The organism is Providencia sp. PROV109 (assembly GCF_033681625.1).
GTDB classification, from domain to species: domain Bacteria; phylum Pseudomonadota; class Gammaproteobacteria; order Enterobacterales; family Enterobacteriaceae; genus Providencia; species Providencia hangzhouensis.
This window is the reverse complement of the sequence record NZ_CP096320.1, coordinates 2,580,546-2,597,865: the sequence shown is the minus strand read 5'-3', so window position 1 is coordinate 2,597,865 and position 17,320 is coordinate 2,580,546. Positions and strand designations below refer to the sequence as shown.

Sequence of the window (17,320 nt, the reverse complement as noted above, 5' to 3'; positions counted from 1 at the left end):
TCATGCCAATTTATGAAATGAACCCAAGTGATGTTATGGGGGCTGATATTGGTTCAATTAAACAACCTGAACCACAATATGGTGAATCAAATGATGTTGGCATTCTTGATGCTGCAAACCCTTTCAGTGATAAAAATGAGGTTTCCAAGCTGCGTGATGCTGCGTTTCGTATTGATAACTCAGTAGGTAGTTTAATAGCCACCATGCCTTTTAATCAGTTCGAAGATCAGGACGGTTATAACCCATTCGACGATGAACGCACATTAACAGGATATGAAGATTTTGCAGACGCATTTATTCACTCTAAATCACCAGAGGAAACATCAGCAATAAAACAGCGTATTAATAGACAAATTCAAGATAGGCAATTGCTGCAAGATGCTGGTGGAGCTGGATTAATTTCAAGCATAGCTATGGGGGTAATTGATCCTATCAACGTTGCTGCAATGATGATACCTGCAGGTACCATTGTTCGTGGCGGCGATGTATTGGCTACAGCAAGCAAATTTGCCGTATCTAATGCACTTGGTGGCGTTGCTTCTGAATTAGCTTTATCTGCTACACAAGAAACGAGAACACTTGAAGAAAGCGCGTTGAACGTAACGTTTGACGCTATGTTAGGCGGTTTGCTTGGCTCGGCGGCTCAGTTGGTAAAAAACAGAGGTCAGATAGTCAGTAAGCTGAAAAACGATGTGTTAGGCGAGCAGCAGACGATACAACAAAATACTCCTGATAATACTAGTATAGGTGCAATGGAAGTTCCTGATACCACATTAGAACAGGAAACATTGAAAGGTCCATCATTTATTAATAGAACAATGAATGTTAGCCCTGTTGGTCGCGTGGCTCAATCACCATCAAAAACAGCACGGCAAATTAACCAGCAACTTGCAGAGAATAATTTTACCTTTGCAAAAAATGAAGAGGGTATTGCATCTTTTACAGCAGTAGAAACCAAGGTAAGAGGATATGAAACGCTTGTTTATAAGCAAGTTGAATCAACCAAAGACTTTTATAAAACCTATCGTAAAATGGCTAAAGAGCGCGACGGTAGTCGATTAAGCCTATATGAATTCAGTGAGCAAGTTGGTGATGCTATGCGTAATGGTGATCGACATGCAATACCAGAAGTCGCAGAAGCGGCAAGAGCCGTGCGTCCTATTGTTGAAAAGACTAAGGATCGCATGGTTGAGCTTGGCATCTTGCGTGAAGGGGTAACTGTATCAACAGCAGAGAGCTATTTTCCTCGCATTTATAAGTTCGACAAAATATTGAATGATCGGGCTGAATTTAGAAATATTATTGCTGATTGGTTACAGGAAATGAACCAGCGCACTGTGTATAAGGCTGAATCCAGTCTAGCTAAAGCTGACGCAGGTATAGAACAGGCCAGAGCATCCGCGCCACAAGCAGAAAAGTTGAACACTGAAATAAAAGAGGCTGAACGCTGGTCTGGTAAAAAACAGCTTTTAATGGATGAGATAGAAAAGAACCGCAAATTAGTTGCAGAAAAAGAAACTGTTACAGCCGAAATTGAAAAGCGTAAAGCAAAAAAGCCAACTAAAAAGCTGGAACAATTAGAGCGTAAACTAGTTCGCATTGAAGAAGCTGAAAACAAACTGGCTTCTTATCAACGTTCTTTAGACATTTTAGACAAGCCGCGCCAGTTTAGAAATGAATATCGCCAATTAATCCGTAAAGCTAACTCACTTACTCGCTATGATAATCGCCGTCATGCAGCATTGCGCAGAATGGAACCATTAGCGCGTGAAGAGGTTGAAGCAGCAGCGGATGATATCATTAATAAAATTATAGGCGCACCATCAGGCATTGTACCTAGTGAGCTGATCCCTGATGGATTAACTAAGCGTGCAGGTTTCACCAAATCACGTACGTTAAATATTCCAGATGAACGTATTAAAGACTTTTTAGAATCAGATGTTAACTACGTAATGGAAAACTATATTCGCCAAGTTGCGCCAGAAATAGAGCTTACCGCACAGTTCGGGCGTGTTGATATGGATGCACAAATCAAGGCTATTACTAATGATTACAACACGTTAATTTCAGAAGCCAAAACAGCAAAAGAGCGCGGCAAGTTAGAGGCAAGAAGGGATGCTGATTTACGCGATATTCGCGCCATGCGTGATAGGTTATTAGGTACCTATGGCGCACCTAAAGATCCATCAAGTTTCTTTGTTAGAGCAGGTCGTATTGCTCGTCATGTTAATTTTTTGCGTTTGCTTGGTGGTATGACAATTTCATCATTACCAGATATGGCCAGACCGATCATGCAGCACGGTTTGCGTAGCGCATTAAAGCCATTGGGTAAAATGTTAACCGACATTAGCGCAATGAAGATTGCCAAAGCTGATTTGCGTGAAATGGGTATAGGCCTTGAATATGCATTATCTAGCCGTTCTAAAGTTATTGCTGACCTTAACGATCCTTATGCTCGACGTACTTTTCTTGAACGTGGCTTGGAATGGTCTTCACAAAAATTTGGTAACTTCACATTGATGAATCAATATACCGACACAATGAAGATGTGGACTGGTGTTGTAACGCAATCAAAGATCCTCAGAGCTGCGCAAGATGTTGCAGCTGGTAATGAATTAAGCAGTAAAGAAATTAAAAAGCTGGCTCACCTTGGCGTTGATAAGAATATGTTAGAGCGTATCGCTCAGCAATACTCAAAACACGGTGAAGATTTAGACGGTATGTTAACTGGGCATAGTCACTTGTGGGATGATCGTGTAGTTCGTGAGACTTTCCAAGCAGCGGTATTGAAAGATGTTAGAACGACTGTAATCACTCCTGGTATTGGTGACACACCATTAATGATGAGTAGCGAATTAGGTAAGATTGTGATGCAGTTTAAAACTTTCTTCTTTGGTACCCACAATAGGGCGTTAGTGTCTGGCATTCAATCTGGTGATGCTTCATTCTATTATGGCGCATTGTTACAAATTTCCTTGGGTTCATTGGTCTATGTATTAAAATCAATGATGGCAGGGCGTGAAATTAATGCTGAACCTGCTAACCTTGTGAAAGAGGGTTTAGACTGGTCTGGAATGATGGGCTGGTTAGGTGAGCCTAATAACCTATTAGAAAACCTCAGCGGTGGTTCGTACGGGATGAGCGCTATGTTTGGTGGTCCACCAGCATCACGCTATCAGAGTCGTAACGGTATCGGGGCGTTATTAGGCCCTACATTTGACCTTGGCGGTGACATTCAAAATATCACTGCGGGCGTTATGAATGGTGAGTTTGATGATAGAGAGGTTAGATCGGTAAGAAAGCTATTACCATTTCAGAACCTTTTCTATTTATCACCGTTGCTTAATCAGGTTGAAGAACAACTGAAATAATACTAATCACAGGTTGAAATAGTGAATTTAGTATAACTGGATCCATCATTAAAAATATAATCATATTCAACCTCGCCACCGAGGTTGATAAAAGCTCTGGTTTCTTTTCCATTACATACTGAATTTATTGCACCTTGCTTAACCATTGATTCAATTTTTGATAACGCCTCTTGGTTTCCATTTGTTTTTAAATCTAATAATTTCTGGTTATATGAAAACCTAACTAACCCAGTTAGCTTTACTCCATCTGTTTTGTATGTAAGCAAAGTCATTTCCTCGCTTATCTTGTTTGGAGTGTTTTTATTTCCACCGTCTGCAACTTTTTTTGCTAACTCGCATACGTTTTCTTTTATAAGGTTGGGCATGCAATAATCAGCTAATGCTAATGGTGACAGTATTAGCAAAGCTGGTATAAGTATATTTTTCATATAGATTATCCTGATTAACGTAATTTAATGAAATCATTTTACCATGCTATTTGTTATCTTTATGTGATTGGAGCTATTAGTTATGAATAAAGAGCAATTCAATGAATTAGAAAGAGATTATTCAAACGCTGAAAGTAACAGAAAGTGGGGAATGTACATATTTATAGGCGCCATATTATCAATGATAGCAAATATATCTTGGGGATGGAGTGATAGCCCTGTGTTTGTTGGTATTATAATAGGTGGCAGCCTAGTGTTTTTGGTTATCAACTATGAAAAATCTAAGGCCTTAAAGCGGAAGTTAGATCAAATATGTACTTCTAGATATGGAAAAATGTATAAAGATTCACTGGTTGAGATTATTCATGATAAATGGATATAGGCATTAAAAAGCACCTCCGCATAGGTGCTTTAATTTATCTTAAATGATTACTTGTTTAACTCGTTGGCAATGTATTCAATATGCGTCTTGATGTTCTCTTTTACCTTCAAACTCAGATTTATGTAATTCATCATTGCTGTAATTTCAATGAGTGCCGCGCTCACGTCACATCCTTTACTATCCAGTGTTCTTAGTAGTTCTTCTACATTCGACTTGCTCATCAACTCCTTTATTCCAGTTTCTGTATTAACTTTTTCTGCGTAATTTTCTGGTGCTGGGAAATTAATTACATCTTTCATATTAATCACCTATGTTGTGTGTAAGTCTTTTACAGTAACCGAAAGAACATCAATATTGTTTATCTTTTTATATTTAAAAGTAAACAATATTCCGTTAATGAATTTTAATGGCTATCATACACCAACGTAACCGAGTGGAGAATAGCCATGACTGTTTCAACAGAAATTAGCAGTAATGAATATACAGGAAACGGTGTAACAACCGATTTTGATTATAAGTTCAGGATTTTTAAAGCAAACCAATTAAGTGTTATTACGTCAGATGCTGACGGGGATAATGTTGTAACGCTACGATTAGGCACTGACTACACAGTGACAGGCGCTAACAAATCGGCTGGTGGAAAGGTGATCTTAACTAAGCCACTTGCCAACGGGCATAAAATTAGCATTGCCCGTGATATTCCAATCACACAAGAAACTTCATTCCGCAATCAAAGTAAGTTCTTTGCTGAAACGCATGAGAATGCATTTGATTATCTCACCATGATTTTACAGAGCATATGGGGAAGCCTTGGATCGCTATACTTAAAGCGCCCAAATATTTTAGCTAACTGGTTCGATGCTAAAGGCTATCGCATTGCTAACCTTGGCAAGCCTAAGCGTGATGGTGATGCGGTTGATTTAGGTACGTTGAAAGATGAAATTGAAGGCATTAACAGCACGATACTGAAAAAAGAAAAGCGCACTTTGCGTGTTGATGATATTGATATTGCTGCGTTACCTAAAGCCAATGATCGCGCCGGTAAGGTGCTTACGTTTGATAAAGATGGTAAGCCCATTGCTGCTGCTCCTGCTAGTGGTAGTGCAATTGATGTAATGAATATTCTTGGTGGTAGTTCAGGTGCAGGTCTTATTGGAACAAATTCTGGTGTCAGTGTTCAAGAGAGACTCGATTTATTACCTAATGAGGCTGATGCAGCAGGAACTGCGCAGCGACTTATCAACGAGCATAATTCAAACCCATCTGCGCACCCTGAGCTGTCAAGATTTATAACCCAAGAAGCTGATCGCTCTGAAAGTGCTGCTATCAAATCAGAAAACGCAATGAATTCAGCAATGATAAGCGGTGGTCTTTATAAGACAGAAGAAGAAGGACGGCAAGCAGTAGCTGATGGTATTAATTTCAGAGTGCAAGGTGCGGATAAAGTCGCAGTTTATGAATATCGACGTATCAGCGCAACACAATCGGAGTTATTAGCTATTTATCCATCAAAGCACTATATCGATGAAATAGCTGAAAGTTTAGCTTATCCGCTTAATCTTTTAACAACTAATGAAGTTCCTATCATCATGGATAGTGAAGAAAATGTAATTTTATCCTCTGATAATAAAGGAAAGCTAAAAGCTACAGGTGGACTGTATTCAAGTGAAATAGATATTGGTGATGGAAACAGCATTGCTGACAACCCATTTTCAAATTTAATGTATGCACTTGTTGATAAAAGTGAAAGGCTGGCATTTGGTATAGATGAAAGCGGGGAGATTATTGTCAGTGCGCTGAAAAGCCAGTCGGTTAATGTCGATGACACATCTATCTATAATGACCCGTTCAGCAACCTAGCTTATGCGATTGTCGATGGCGAAGATAACGTGATTTATGGCGTGACCATCGACGGTGAAGTTGTAGGTGCTACCAGTGCCGCAATCAATAAAGACCCGACAAGCAGAGACCCAGAAACAAGTAATAATCATGCGGTTTCTCTCAACCATTTTATTATGAATGGCCAATCGCTATCAGTTCGCGCTGGTACAGCACTTCCATTGCAAGACAGCAATGATAAAACGTTCTCAGGCGGTTTATTTCTCAAGCAAGACCAGTTAAATAATACTCTCGTGCAAGCCAAGTATGACAATACTTCCGCTGTTATCTGGAATGCCATGCAGCAAATGAAATTCTTGATGTCCGGCGGCATGGATTACAGCAAAGACCCAACCTACCACGATGATTATCAGACATTGGCATCATCACACGGTAATAGCGGAGCAAGGATTGAGTCGTTACGAAAAGGTGGTTCAACGGGGGCTTATGAGGGCGCAATACATGCTGTCAGTGAAGGCCATCGTTTAGCTGAGTTGGCTAATGAGAGTTACTCAGTGCAAGCGTTTAACTGGATTCAGGGTGAAGCAAACAGAGACGATACTGCTGATGCTTATATCACTAAATTTAATTCCATGATGTCGGATTACAAAACAGACATCGATGCAATCACAAAGCAGGGTTATCAGTTCCCAATCTTAGTTTACCAACCATCAGGAAATCAGTATTACGCGCCAGTAGGTAGTGAGTCCCCCAACACTATTGCTGATGCATTTTATCGTTTAGCAGAAATCGACAGCAACATCACAGTGACAACGCCAACATACTGGATTGAGCATGCTGATGCACTACACCCAACAAATAAGGGTTCACTACAATTTGGAATGCAATGGGGGAAGGTTCTGTATAAGAAAGTCTATCGCGGTGAAAATTGGCGACCACTCGAACCTATTAGTATAGAGCAATTAGGAACTAAGACCGTTATTGCTCGATTTCATGTGCCTGAGCCACCTTTAGTTTTCGATGAAACGCTTGTCACAAACCCCGGCAATTACGGATTTGATTTGCGCGACGACTTGGGCGTGTTGCAAATTACATCCATTAAATTACTTAACAACAACTCAGTAGAGCTACGTGTAAACAGAGACTTATCACCAAATGTATTTTTGTCTTACGCGTATTATGGCGTTGGAGGGAATGGCGGCGGTCCATTAACGGGCGCTCGCGGAAACTTGCGGGATTCAGATCAGACAGTTGGCTTAGATAGCACAGTTAAACTTTATAACTGGGCGTTAGCGTTTAACAAAAAATTACCTTACACCAATCCAAAAGGGGTTAAATAACATGGGTACAATTATTCGATTAAAAGATGCAAACTTCACTAATTCAAATCTTCCAAAATTAGGTGACTACGGGAAATTAATTACAGATGATATGCACGCAATGCAACAAATGCTATCACAAAGTAATTATCTCGATGACAGTACAGGAAACGGCAATAATCTTGTGTATATCGGGACAGGTAGCACACCAGTCGACCCCGCGTTTAACAATGGAGTGCTAACGCTCCCAGATGGCTGGGCATCGAAGCAAACATATCATCAATACACGGCAGGTGTTGCATCGGGAAATAGTCGAACATTCGTATTATTGATTAAGCCAAATCTAGTTAGAACTAATTATCTATGGCGCTATAAAAATACTGGCGTTGGTGTGAGTCTGGTTCTAAATACGGCAGGTAAAATTCAAGCAGTATTTAAAGATAAAGTGATGGAAATATCAGATGCACTTTCAGCAACTCGCTGGAACATTGTTATTTTTTCTGCAAGCGAAACAACCGTCAAATGCTCAGTCAATGGAAGTCATCCACAAACAATCATTTATGCAAACAATGGTGGCGCACCTGTGGCACCAAATGGCGAACAGTTGGTTTTGGGTGGAACGGGCACGCAGGGCGCTATTGGTGATTATGCTTACTCTGCTATTTACAATAGAGCACTAACTGAGTCTGAAATGGCGTCAACATTCAAAGCGATAAAAGCATGGGCGCTGACTAAAAAGGGGATCTCAATTTAACTGGTTTGTTTAATCTTAATTGGTTTTTTGTTTATCTTTTTATGCTGTAGTATCATGGTTATTTCTCAACCATGGTGCTACACATGAAAGACAATGCGGCGGCGGTTACAGGTTTAAGTCTTGCATCATTTGCTAGCTTCTTTTCAGGCTTACCCCCATCGGTTGTTATGGGGGCCATTCTTGGCGCTATTTACTTTACTACAGTAGCGACAGAGTTCACTTTCGTTAAGCGTTCCATACTCGCAATAATCAGCTTTGCAGCTGGTTTGCTCTTCTTTAGTCCTTTCGCAACACTATTCGTTTCTATGACTAGCCTTATTGGTGTGAGGGCCGAAGCATATAACATTGAAAGCCTTGATGCTCTTGGGGCTTTTATTGCTTCACTTCTCTCATTAAAGCTTAGTATTAAAGCTTATGAAAAAGCTGATATTCCGAAAGGAGGTAACAGCCATGACATACGATAAACTGCTTTTAATAATCAATGCATCCATTTGTTTAGTTATGTTTTTTCGTGGTCTTTATTTTGTGAGAGGTGGTAAGGAGTACAGCAGATTAGGTGGTTGGCTCGCGTGGGCATTTCTCGGTTACTCCGCATCAGTTCCTATCTATTCTTTCTTAGATCCAATGTACAAAGCAGGGCTTCAAAACCTAATACCTAACTTATTTCTTTGTGCTGCGATATTTGCAAAACGAGGAAACATCATGCAGTTAATTAAAAAGTAGAGGTGGTCAAATGGATAATCAAAAAATCTTTAAAGATAATTATGTTACTAATGGTGCGCGTGGGATACGAAACAACAACCCCGGCAACATTGATTATAACTCAGTAAATAAATGGCAAGGTCAATTACCACTGGACAAATCAATAGAGCCTCGGTTTTGTCGATTCAAAAGCCCAGAATATGGGATCCGAGCATTAATTAAATTACTACAAAACTATCAAACAAACCCAAAGATAAACTTAAAATCTGTGTCAGAGTTAATTAATCGATGGGCGCCAAGCAATGAAAATAATACCAGCGTTTATATCAATGGTGTTGCTAAAGAACTTGGCGTATCACCAACCGAACCTATCAGCATGGGTGATAAAGACACTGCAATAAAAATGGCTAAGGCAATTATTAAACATGAAAATGGTGTTCAGCCGTATGTTGATGAAGTTTTTGAACGCGCATTTAAACTTGTTTAGGTGATCATATGAATAAAGTGATTACAGCTTTAATCGCTCTGGCTATCTCATTTGCCGCTGGTTTTATGACTAGCGGCATTTTTTCTGATAACCAGCAAATGACAAAACAGATTGCCGGGCAACAGGAAGATGAGAAAGACCTAGCGTTTAACATCGACCAGCGCAAGCAGGCTGACGAAGAACAACAAAATAGGGTGGTGATATACAATGAACAGAAAGAACGTGCTACGATGCGCACAGACGATTTGCTTAAGCGTGTTCTTAATCACTTTGACAGCGTGCAGTTCGAAACCAGTGCTGCGGAAACAAAAACTGATGGTACCACTTACTCCGATACCTGCAGAACTGAGAGAGCAAAGGCCAGTGAACTTTCTCGACAATTACGAAGCACACTTGAAATCTATGGGCATGAGTCTAATCGTGCCGATGAAAACACAAGGGCCCTTAATTTATGCATTACCGACTTAGCAACAAAAGAAAAACTACTCGAATCGTATCGATAGATTGCTGTACAAATATTGTTTACTTTTCATTGTGACGGTATTGGTGACGGTATCATAACCCACTAGGTTAATTCTGTTTTATATAAATCAATAGGTTATGCTCGGTGTAAATAATTGAGTGGGAATAATCCTGCAATAAGAATTAGCTGGCACTGGCTGGCAAAATAACGACTTAAGCCCATGTAAAAGTGGGCTTTTTTGTTTTTTAGTCTTTAATAGCATTCGATTTAATTGAGCAAATTAGTGAACACTTAAATTTGAAGTGCAGAAAGGATTATTGCTTCCATTTTTTCAGGGGTAGTGAATGGTGCGAAGCGTTTGAGCGGTTTACCGTCACGCCCGACCAAGAATTTAGTAAAGTTCCACTTGATCCGCTCACCCATTAGACCTGGTAGCTCGTTTTTCAGGTAACGGAATATCGGGTGAGCAGAGCTCCCATTAACGTCGACTTTTTCGAATATTGGAAAGCTCACTTCGTAGTTAATAAAGCAGGTCTGCGCGATTTCCTCAGCGCTACCGGGTTCTTGTTTGCCAAACTGATTACAGGGGAAACCAAGCACCACAAAGCCCTGAGGAGCATATTTCTTGTAGAGTGATTCTAAGCCGTTGTATTGTGGTGTAAAACCACAATGACTGGCGGTATTAACAACGAGAACCACCTTATCAGCGTAGTCTTTCATAGAGATAAGTTGCCCGCCGAGACTTGTCGCTGCTAATTGATGAAAGGGGGCCATAGTAGGATCCTTAGAATAGAGCTAATCGACATAAGCCAATATAGCCGCTGATTGTGTGGTAGGTCTGAAGTCTTTTACCTGGCTATCTTGGCAAATTCTAAAGGTAAAAACAACATACTGGCTGTTCTCCCATTGATTGAAATATTAGATATTAGCCCTTTGCTTTAATCCCGCTATAAACATTCGCTGGCTAAATAATGGTATCAGCCCGTGTCAAAGTGGAGGGAGCTTATGGCATCAGCAACCTCTCATGTTCCTTTGCAACTAACTCATTCAAAAAATCAGCGACAACCCTGATCCTTCGTGAGTGAGCGAGATCAGAGTGAATGACTAGCCAAATAGGTTGGTCACAGCCTATATTATCTTGTAGGCAAATCAGTCCCATCTTTTGGGCAATGAAATGCGGCAAAACAGCCATGCCAATACCCGCTTGGACTGCGCTAAATTGTGCTGACATCGTACTGGTAGTGAGCCGGCAAGCTCTTCCTCTTAGCGTTTTTTCTAACCATTGTGCTGATTGGAGGTGCTGCTGTGCTTCCGACCAACCGATAAAATCATCTTGTTCTAGAGAGCTCAATCTGTTTGGATTTGGTCTACGCTGTAAATAACTCTCTGAGGCGTAAAGGCCAAACCCCAATGTGCCTAATTTACGAATACGCACATTACCGCGTTCAGGCCTAACCATACGCAGTGCAATATCCGCATCACGCCTGTGTAAATTCACTGTCGACACCCCAGTTACAATTTCAATTGTGAGATTAGGGTTCACGTTGGTTAGTGAAGGCAGAGCAGGGATGATTAGATGATCGGCTAAGCCTTGAGCGGTAGCTAAACAAACATGGCCCATCACGCTTTCGCTTTTTCTCCGCGCGGCATTGCCAAATGCATAACCCGCCTGTTCTAAGGCTTCAGCCTGAGAAATTAATGCATTTCCTTCATCGGTAAGCTTGTAACCAAGCTGGTCTCGAGTGAATAGCCGAACATGTAATGCCTCTTCTAGGCGTTCTAAACGCCGAGATGTGGCTGCAATTCCAAGTTTCAATGCTTTAGATGCAGCACTTAGCGTGCCTTCTCGAGCAATCGCTAAAAATACTCTGACATCATCCCAATTTGAATGCTGTCTATCGTTTTGTTTTCCATTATTGGAAAATGGATTGCTTTCATTAGTCATATAAATCTCCATTTATGGAAAATATACTGAAAAACATAAAATAAACCAAGGGAGAGCGATAATGAAAAAACGTATTTTGGGTAATGGACTTGAAGTCTCGGCAATTGGACTCGGTTGTATGGGGATGAGCGAGTTCTATGGGCCGCAAGATGATCAGGCTGCCATGGTTGTGCTACAAAAAGCTATCGAACTAGGCTGTACGATGCTGGATACTGCGGATACTTATGGCAATTTTCATAACGAAGAGTTGATTGGGCATTTTCTTAAACAAGTAGGTTCTGATGTTAAAATCGCGACAAAGTGCGGTATTGTTCGCCGACCAGGTGAATATGAGAGAAGGATTGATAATAGTCCAGAATATATACGCAGCGCCTGTGAAAGCTCTCTTCGTCGATTAGGTGTTGAATGTATTGATTTGTATTATATCCATCGTCTAGATCCCTCTGCATCAATAGAGACGACAATGCACACGCTGGCGGGGTTAGTTGCTGAAGGGAAAATTGCTCACATTGGGTTGTCTGAGGTGAGTGCGGCAACCCTTAGAAGGGCACACGCAGTTTATCCTGTTACTGCAATCCAAACTGAGTATTCGCTTTGGACGCGTGATGTTGAAACGGAAATATTGCCAACTTGCCAAGAATTAGGGATTGGTTTTGTACCTTATTCCCCGTTAGGACGTGGATTCTTAACAGGGCGCTTTAATGCCGAAAGTAGGTTCGAGAGCGATGATGCACGTAATACGCTACCGCGTTTCACATCAGAGAACCTTAGAGCTAATCGCACATTAGCTGACTTTATCGTGCAGATGGCAAGTAACAAGTCATGTTCACCTGCTCAAATTTCACTGGCCTGGTTGCTAGCTCAAGGAGATAACATTGTACCAATACCAGGAACGAATAAAGTTAAACACCTTGAAGATAACTTTGCTGCCGCTGATATTGACCTAACATCGGAGGATTTACTGCAAATAACACAAGCGCTAGAAAGCTTTCAACCTGTGGGTTCCCGTTATACTGCTGAAGGAATGAAAGGTGTTAATGTGTAAGGTAAGCATCATTTTGTAGAGTAATAGAGTTGCCCTGTGCTGTCATATTCTGTGAATGTTATTTGGCAACAATAATTGAGGTATCAGTTTTTTACTGGTGCCTTTTTTTATTAGTACCAAAGACGTTAGAAAAATAGGTATACCATTATAGGAATTTATTTAGGAAAAGGGGCCTCTATGTACGGGGTTAGATACTTTTGTATCTTACAACTGCTTTATCGAGGGTAAAGCAACAGAGCTTCCCGTTCCTAGGGAATAGGTCATGAAGATGATGAGAGATATTTTTATTGTCAAAGCTTACCCGTAAAAAAGCGCCTGTAATTTACAGACGCTTTTGCTTTTCACTCAATTCTAAAATTAGAACTGATACACTAACCCTAAACCAAGTACGTTATCGGTATTCACTTTGTAGTGGTCAGTAAAATCATTATCGTTTAACAAGTTGATTTTATAGTCGATGACAGCACTTAGGTTTTTATTAAAGTCATAAGCTGAGCCGATGGCGATATAATTTACTAATTCTTTATCTCCAAAGCTGCCTAAGTTTTTACCTTTGGAATAGTTATAGCCAATTGATGGGGTTAAACCGAAGTCAAAAGAATATAGGGCAACCACTTCCAAGTTCTGAGTTTTATTTGCTACTGACTCCATATTATCATTACCAAAACGGCTCATATTAAGCGTTTGGCCATACATGACTGCGAAATAGAGATCTTCGTATTCAAATTTTCCCCCTACGTTCCAAGCTTCAGCGCGTTTACCAGTCGCACTGCTAGTTGTGGCATCTTTTTGCTTTGGTGTACGGGAAGATGAGGAGTAACCACCACCGAGGGAAATACCATAACCTAATTCATAAGCTGTAGATAAACCAAAACCATCGCCGTTATCGGTTAATTCATCACCGGATGACAGGTTTTGTTCGCCATTTTTCCCCTGATATTGTAATGCAAAGCTTAAACCATCAATGTAACCAAAGGCATTATTATTGCGATAAGTGAGTAAATTACGGTTACGGCTTAGCATGTAGTTATCTTCTTGATCCATCGTATCCGCTCCCCAGAGAGGTAATACGTCTGTCCAAGCATTGGTATCATAAATAACACCATAATTGCGGCCATAATCAAGGGAGCCGTAATCTGCAAATTTTAAGCCTGCATAAGCTAAACGATTACTATTTTCTTCAGTTGATTCTGATTGGTTAGTTTTAGTTTCCCATTCAAAACGTCCAAAACCAATGAGTTGGTCGGTGATTTGTGTGTCACCTTTTAGCCCCAGTCTGACACGTGAGTCATCACCATCTTCGCCACTACGGCTTTTGGCAATATGATGGCGAACATCGATTTGCCCATACACATCAAGCTTATTACCATCTTTATTGTACATTTCAGCGGAGTTAGCAACATTAGCAGTAAGTAGTGTTGGAATAATGAGTGCGAGTAATTTGTACTTCATAACATAGCCTTATGGATTGAGTGATATTTAGCAATAGTTCCTAATTGATAGTTATTATCATTTAAGCATTTTAATTCGCCAAATAAAAAATGTAACAAAATTAAATATTAGTGAAACAATACGGCTAACTTATTAAATAATAAAAATAATTTAATTTATGGTGATTTCAACCAAATGTTTTATTTTTAGAAAATCAAAATCAATGTGATGAAAGAGTTATGTTTATGTATAAGTGATTTTTTATGCATAAATCGTGAATTATTACTTGTTTGAAATGCTAAGGTTGGTATTATTTAAAACCTATACAAATTTTGTCTATATCAACCCAGAACCCTAAAAATAATATCTTGGTAGAAATCACTAGATATAAGGAATAATAAGTGGCTTTACGTTTGAAGTATCTGGCATTACTCCCTTTATTAGTTGCTGCGACAGCTTGTCAGCAACCAAATAATATCAAAACACCAGTAGAAACTTATGCGACACAAAACCAACCTGCGGTGGTTAATAACGCATGGATTGAAATATCACGTGGTGCATTAGATTTTAATATCAAAAAAGTACAAAACTTGCTGGGGGATAAGTCTTCTCTGTGCGCTGTTTTGAAAGGGGATGCCTATGGACATGACCTTTCTTTAGTTACGCCAATAATGATTGAAAATAATGTGCAATGTATTGGGGTAACAAATAACCAAGAGCTTAAAACCGTGAGAGACTTAGGTTTTAAAGGCCGCTTAATGCGAGTGAGAAGTGCGACAGAACAAGAAATGGCTCAGGCTACACAATATGAGACAGAAGAGTTAATTGGTAATTTAGCAATGGCGCAGCGCTTGAATGCGATTGCGAAAAAACAAAATAAAGTGATCCCTATCCATCTTGCGCTAAACTCGGCAGGGATGTCCCGTAATGGGCTAGACGTCAGTAGTGCATCTGGCTTAGATGAAGCAAAACAGATCGCGGAGTTATCGCAATTAAAAATCGTGGGCATTATGTCTCATTATCCAGAAGAGGATGAAGCTCAGATCCGTAAAGACCTTGCGAAATTCAAGAAAGAGTCTCAACAAGTCTTGAATGTGACAGGGTTAAAACGTGAAGACATTACATTACATGTCGCGAATACTTATGCAACTATTACCGTACCAGAATCATGGTTGGATATGGTACGTGTAGGTGGTATTTTCTACGGTGATACCGTTGCGACAAATGACTATAAACGCGTGATGACGCTGAAATCGAACATTGCCTCTGTCAATCATTATCCGAAAGGTAATACAGTGGGTTATGATAGAACCTATACCTTGAAGCGTGATTCTGTATTAGCCAATATCCCTGTAGGTTATGCAGATGGCTATCGCCGTGTATTTAGCAATGCGGGACATGCATTAATTAATGGCCAGACAGTTCCTGTTTTAGGAAAAACATCAATGAATACGGTCATGGTTGATGTTACTGATTTAAAATACGTTAGCCCGGGAGATGAAGTTGTATTTTTTGGCAAACAAGGTCATGCTGAAATTACGGCCGAAGAGGTTGAAGGCATCAGCGGTGCATTATTTACCGAAATGTCAATTTTGTGGGGTGCAACCAATAAACGTATCTTAGTTGATTAGGTTAATTTTTAATTCCGTATATTTTAACCCGCAATAATCGCGGGTTTTTTTATCCTAAATGTCTCTTCGGATTTTATCCAATATGTCGATAAAATGCGGTTTAGGGGAATGACTATCGAAACTTATAAGCTGATATGTTAGGTTGGTAGAGTCTTTTTTGAGCGGATTGACTCAGAAGGAAAATAAAAGAATTAGAAGGATATCATTTATGTATCAAGTTGATTTACATGCGCATACCATTGCCAGCACCCATGCATATAGCACTGTTAATGAATATTTTGCTGAAGCCGCAAGTCGAGGTGTGAAACTCTTTGCGATTACCGACCACGGCCCTGAAATGCAAGATGCTCCACATGAATGGCACTTTGGTAATATGCCTATCTTACCGAGAATTGTTGATGGCGTTGGTTTATTGTACGGTATTGAAGCGAATATAAAAAACAAGTTGGGTGAGACAGACTGCAATGAAAAGATTGCTCGTCATTTGGATATTATTTTAGCTGGTTTCCATGAACCGGTTCTTGAACCCCAAAGTTTAGCTGATAATACAGAAGCTATGATTGCCACGATCCGTAGCGGTAAAGTGCAAATAATTACCCATCCGGGAAATCCCAAATATCCCATTGATATTAAAGCGGTAGCACAAGCTGCGAAAGATTGTAATGTGGCTTTGGAAATGAATAACTCCTCATTCTTGCATTCAAGAGCGGGTAGTCAAAAGAATTGTTTAGAAATAGCAAAGGCCGTTAAAGAAACTGGCGGGTGGGTAGCATTAGGTTCGGACTCGCATTTTGCTGGGTATCTCGGCCGTTTTGACCGCGTAGTTGAAATGTTGGAATCAATTGATTTTCCGCAATCACAAATTTTAAATGTTACTCCACGCCGTGTATTGGATTTTTTAGAGTCCCATGGGCGTAAGCCTATCCCTGAATTTGCTGATTTTTAATAGTTATTCAGTTATTTAACATTGCGTTCTTAAAGACAGTCAATATTAGGTATAATAAAGCCACAAAAGGTTAGTGGCTTTTAATTCAAGTTATATTGAAAGTTATAATTCAATTTCCATTTGAACACAATTTAACTCGACTTGAGCAAGAGAAGAGTAGTAGCTAGCATGTTTAATCGAAGTAAATCCATGTTTCTGATAAAAGCGTTCCGCATTCGGTGATGAATCTAATACCAATTTTTTAATATTTCGCTTTTTGGCTTCAGCTTTAATGGCATCTAATATTAAGCCCGCAGCTCCGCAACCAGTGTACTGTGGTAAAGTAAATATGGCATCAACACTGTTAGCCTCTAGATTAAGATAGCCAGTTGCAACGGGTTCATCATTTTTATTTACCGCGACAAAGAATGGGTTATTCTTCACAATACGTATATAACTTACTGGCATTTCATCAGGTGTCCAGGTGCTGATCGTTTTTGCATCAAAACTCGTTGTGCAACCATGGCGAATGGCTTGGTTGCGTATAAACCAAAGATGTTCAGCTTCATCGGGAGTTGCTAACCTAATTTTCATCATG

General features: G+C 40.0%; 17 protein-coding genes. 11 read left to right on the top strand and 6 right to left on the bottom strand.

The genetic code is table 11. The features are described from left to right. Positions 1 to 2: 2 nt before the first annotated feature. Positions 3 to 3,371, top strand: a complete 3,369-nt coding sequence (locus M1F25_RS11985; protein WP_181487958.1) for a hypothetical protein — start codon at positions 3 to 5, stop codon at positions 3,369 to 3,371. A 2-nt stretch (positions 3,372 to 3,373) separates the two neighbouring features. Here M1F25_RS11985 and M1F25_RS11980 read toward each other — a convergent pair whose 3' ends face one another. Continuing rightward, positions 3,374 to 3,799 carry a hypothetical protein gene (locus M1F25_RS11980; RefSeq protein WP_181487956.1) on the bottom strand — a complete coding sequence of 142 codons (426 nt, stop codon included), beginning with the start codon at positions 3,797 to 3,799 and terminating at the stop codon, positions 3,374 to 3,376. An 82-nt stretch (positions 3,800 to 3,881) separates the two neighbouring features. On the opposite strand from M1F25_RS11980, the gene M1F25_RS11975 reads away from it, so the two are divergent. After that, positions 3,882 to 4,181 (top strand): hypothetical protein, encoded by a 300-nt coding sequence (locus M1F25_RS11975; protein ID WP_181487954.1) that lies wholly within the window; start codon positions 3,882 to 3,884, stop codon positions 4,179 to 4,181. A gap of 47 nt (positions 4,182 to 4,228) precedes the next feature. On the opposite strand, the gene M1F25_RS11970 is transcribed toward M1F25_RS11975, so the two are convergent. Next, the gene (locus tag M1F25_RS11970) at positions 4,229 to 4,480 is read right to left on the bottom strand and encodes a hypothetical protein (RefSeq protein WP_181487952.1); all 252 of its coding nucleotides are present in this window, start codon (positions 4,478 to 4,480) and stop codon (positions 4,229 to 4,231) included. Between the two features lie 147 nt (positions 4,481 to 4,627). On the opposite strand from M1F25_RS11970, the gene M1F25_RS11965 reads away from it, so the two are divergent. The 6 genes from M1F25_RS11965 (at position 4,628) to M1F25_RS11940 (ending at position 9,785) form a co-directional block, all read left to right on the top strand. Then, a complete protein-coding gene (locus M1F25_RS11965) occupies positions 4,628 to 7,360 on the top strand; it encodes a hypothetical protein (protein WP_181487950.1) in 2,733 nt (910 codons plus the stop codon). 1 nt (position 7,361) lies between these two features. Next, complete coding sequence (locus M1F25_RS11960) at positions 7,362 to 8,093, top strand: LamG-like jellyroll fold domain-containing protein (RefSeq protein WP_181487948.1); 732 nt, start codon at positions 7,362 to 7,364, stop codon at positions 8,091 to 8,093. A gap of 83 nt (positions 8,094 to 8,176) precedes the next feature. After that, positions 8,177 to 8,557 (top strand): putative holin, encoded by a 381-nt coding sequence (locus M1F25_RS11955; protein WP_232368676.1) that lies wholly within the window; start codon positions 8,177 to 8,179, stop codon positions 8,555 to 8,557. Next, positions 8,508 to 8,816 carry a phage holin family protein gene (locus M1F25_RS11950; protein WP_318826252.1) on the top strand — a complete coding sequence of 103 codons (309 nt, stop codon included), beginning with the start codon at positions 8,508 to 8,510 and terminating at the stop codon, positions 8,814 to 8,816. The genes M1F25_RS11955 and M1F25_RS11950 overlap by 50 nt, the downstream gene beginning before the upstream one ends. A gap of 10 nt (positions 8,817 to 8,826) precedes the next feature. Further along, positions 8,827 to 9,282 (top strand): structural protein, encoded by a 456-nt coding sequence (locus M1F25_RS11945; protein ID WP_181487942.1) that lies wholly within the window; start codon positions 8,827 to 8,829, stop codon positions 9,280 to 9,282. Positions 9,283 to 9,290: 8 nt separating this feature from the next. Continuing rightward, positions 9,291 to 9,785 carry a hypothetical protein gene (locus tag M1F25_RS11940; RefSeq protein WP_181487940.1) on the top strand — a complete coding sequence of 165 codons (495 nt, stop codon included), beginning with the start codon at positions 9,291 to 9,293 and terminating at the stop codon, positions 9,783 to 9,785. 251 nt (positions 9,786 to 10,036) lie between these two features. On the opposite strand, the gene M1F25_RS11935 is transcribed toward M1F25_RS11940, so the two are convergent. Together M1F25_RS11935 and M1F25_RS11930 are read right to left on the bottom strand one after the other, a co-directional pair. Next, positions 10,037 to 10,519, bottom strand: coding sequence for a glutathione peroxidase (locus M1F25_RS11935; RefSeq protein WP_094960498.1), 483 nt, complete (start codon positions 10,517 to 10,519; stop codon positions 10,037 to 10,039). 229 nt (positions 10,520 to 10,748) lie between these two features. Beyond that, positions 10,749 to 11,690: a LysR family transcriptional regulator gene (locus M1F25_RS11930; RefSeq protein WP_181487938.1), complete on the bottom strand. Its 942-nt coding sequence runs from the start codon at positions 11,688 to 11,690 to the stop codon at positions 10,749 to 10,751. A 61-nt stretch (positions 11,691 to 11,751) separates the two neighbouring features. Between M1F25_RS11930 and M1F25_RS11925 the strand changes: the two genes are divergently transcribed. Further along, complete coding sequence (locus tag M1F25_RS11925; RefSeq protein ID WP_004253824.1) at positions 11,752 to 12,735, top strand: aldo/keto reductase; 984 nt, start codon at positions 11,752 to 11,754, stop codon at positions 12,733 to 12,735. Between the two features lie 357 nt (positions 12,736 to 13,092). On the opposite strand, the gene M1F25_RS11920 is transcribed toward M1F25_RS11925, so the two are convergent. Further along, positions 13,093 to 14,187 carry a porin gene (locus M1F25_RS11920; protein ID WP_004253827.1) on the bottom strand — a complete coding sequence of 365 codons (1,095 nt, stop codon included), beginning with the start codon at positions 14,185 to 14,187 and terminating at the stop codon, positions 13,093 to 13,095. Positions 14,188 to 14,567: 380 nt separating this feature from the next. On the opposite strand from M1F25_RS11920, the gene alr reads away from it, so the two are divergent. After that, the gene (gene alr / locus M1F25_RS11915) at positions 14,568 to 15,797 is read left to right on the top strand and encodes an alanine racemase (protein WP_094960500.1); all 1,230 of its coding nucleotides are present in this window, start codon (positions 14,568 to 14,570) and stop codon (positions 15,795 to 15,797) included. A gap of 208 nt (positions 15,798 to 16,005) precedes the next feature. After that, positions 16,006 to 16,743, top strand: a complete 738-nt coding sequence (locus M1F25_RS11910; protein ID WP_004253839.1) for a phosphatase — start codon at positions 16,006 to 16,008, stop codon at positions 16,741 to 16,743. 102 nt (positions 16,744 to 16,845) lie between these two features. Here the strand turns inward: M1F25_RS11910 and M1F25_RS11905 are convergent, their stop codons facing one another. Then, positions 16,846 to 17,316 carry a GNAT family N-acetyltransferase gene (locus M1F25_RS11905; RefSeq protein WP_036957683.1) on the bottom strand — a complete coding sequence of 157 codons (471 nt, stop codon included), beginning with the start codon at positions 17,314 to 17,316 and terminating at the stop codon, positions 16,846 to 16,848. Positions 17,317 to 17,320 lie beyond the last annotated feature (4 nt).

Excerpts from the sequence above, each read along its gene's own strand:
- M1F25_RS11985 (WP_181487958.1), top strand. The coding sequence starts at position 3 with ATGCCAATTTATGAAATGAACCCAAGTGATGTTATGGGGGCTGATATT.
- M1F25_RS11980 (WP_181487956.1), bottom strand. The coding sequence starts at position 3,799 with ATGAAAAATATACTTATACCAGCTTTGCTAATACTGTCACCATTAGCA.
- M1F25_RS11975 (WP_181487954.1), top strand. The coding sequence starts at position 3,882 with ATGAATAAAGAGCAATTCAATGAATTAGAAAGAGATTATTCAAACGCT.
- M1F25_RS11970 (WP_181487952.1), bottom strand. The coding sequence starts at position 4,480 with ATGAAAGATGTAATTAATTTCCCAGCACCAGAAAATTACGCAGAAAAA.
- M1F25_RS11965 (WP_181487950.1), top strand. The coding sequence starts at position 4,628 with ATGACTGTTTCAACAGAAATTAGCAGTAATGAATATACAGGAAACGGT.
- M1F25_RS11960 (WP_181487948.1), top strand. The coding sequence starts at position 7,362 with ATGGGTACAATTATTCGATTAAAAGATGCAAACTTCACTAATTCAAAT.
- M1F25_RS11955 (WP_232368676.1), top strand. The coding sequence starts at position 8,177 with ATGAAAGACAATGCGGCGGCGGTTACAGGTTTAAGTCTTGCATCATTT.
- M1F25_RS11950 (WP_318826252.1), top strand. The coding sequence starts at position 8,508 with ATGAAAAAGCTGATATTCCGAAAGGAGGTAACAGCCATGACATACGAT.
- M1F25_RS11945 (WP_181487942.1), top strand. The coding sequence starts at position 8,827 with ATGGATAATCAAAAAATCTTTAAAGATAATTATGTTACTAATGGTGCG.
- M1F25_RS11940 (WP_181487940.1), top strand. The coding sequence starts at position 9,291 with ATGAATAAAGTGATTACAGCTTTAATCGCTCTGGCTATCTCATTTGCC.
- M1F25_RS11935 (WP_094960498.1), bottom strand. The coding sequence starts at position 10,519 with ATGGCCCCCTTTCATCAATTAGCAGCGACAAGTCTCGGCGGGCAACTT.
- M1F25_RS11930 (WP_181487938.1), bottom strand. The coding sequence starts at position 11,690 with ATGACTAATGAAAGCAATCCATTTTCCAATAATGGAAAACAAAACGAT.
- M1F25_RS11925 (WP_004253824.1), top strand. The coding sequence starts at position 11,752 with ATGAAAAAACGTATTTTGGGTAATGGACTTGAAGTCTCGGCAATTGGA.
- M1F25_RS11920 (WP_004253827.1), bottom strand. The coding sequence starts at position 14,187 with ATGAAGTACAAATTACTCGCACTCATTATTCCAACACTACTTACTGCT.
- M1F25_RS11910 (WP_004253839.1), top strand. The coding sequence starts at position 16,006 with ATGTATCAAGTTGATTTACATGCGCATACCATTGCCAGCACCCATGCA.
- M1F25_RS11905 (WP_036957683.1), bottom strand. The coding sequence starts at position 17,316 with ATGAAAATTAGGTTAGCAACTCCCGATGAAGCTGAACATCTTTGGTTT.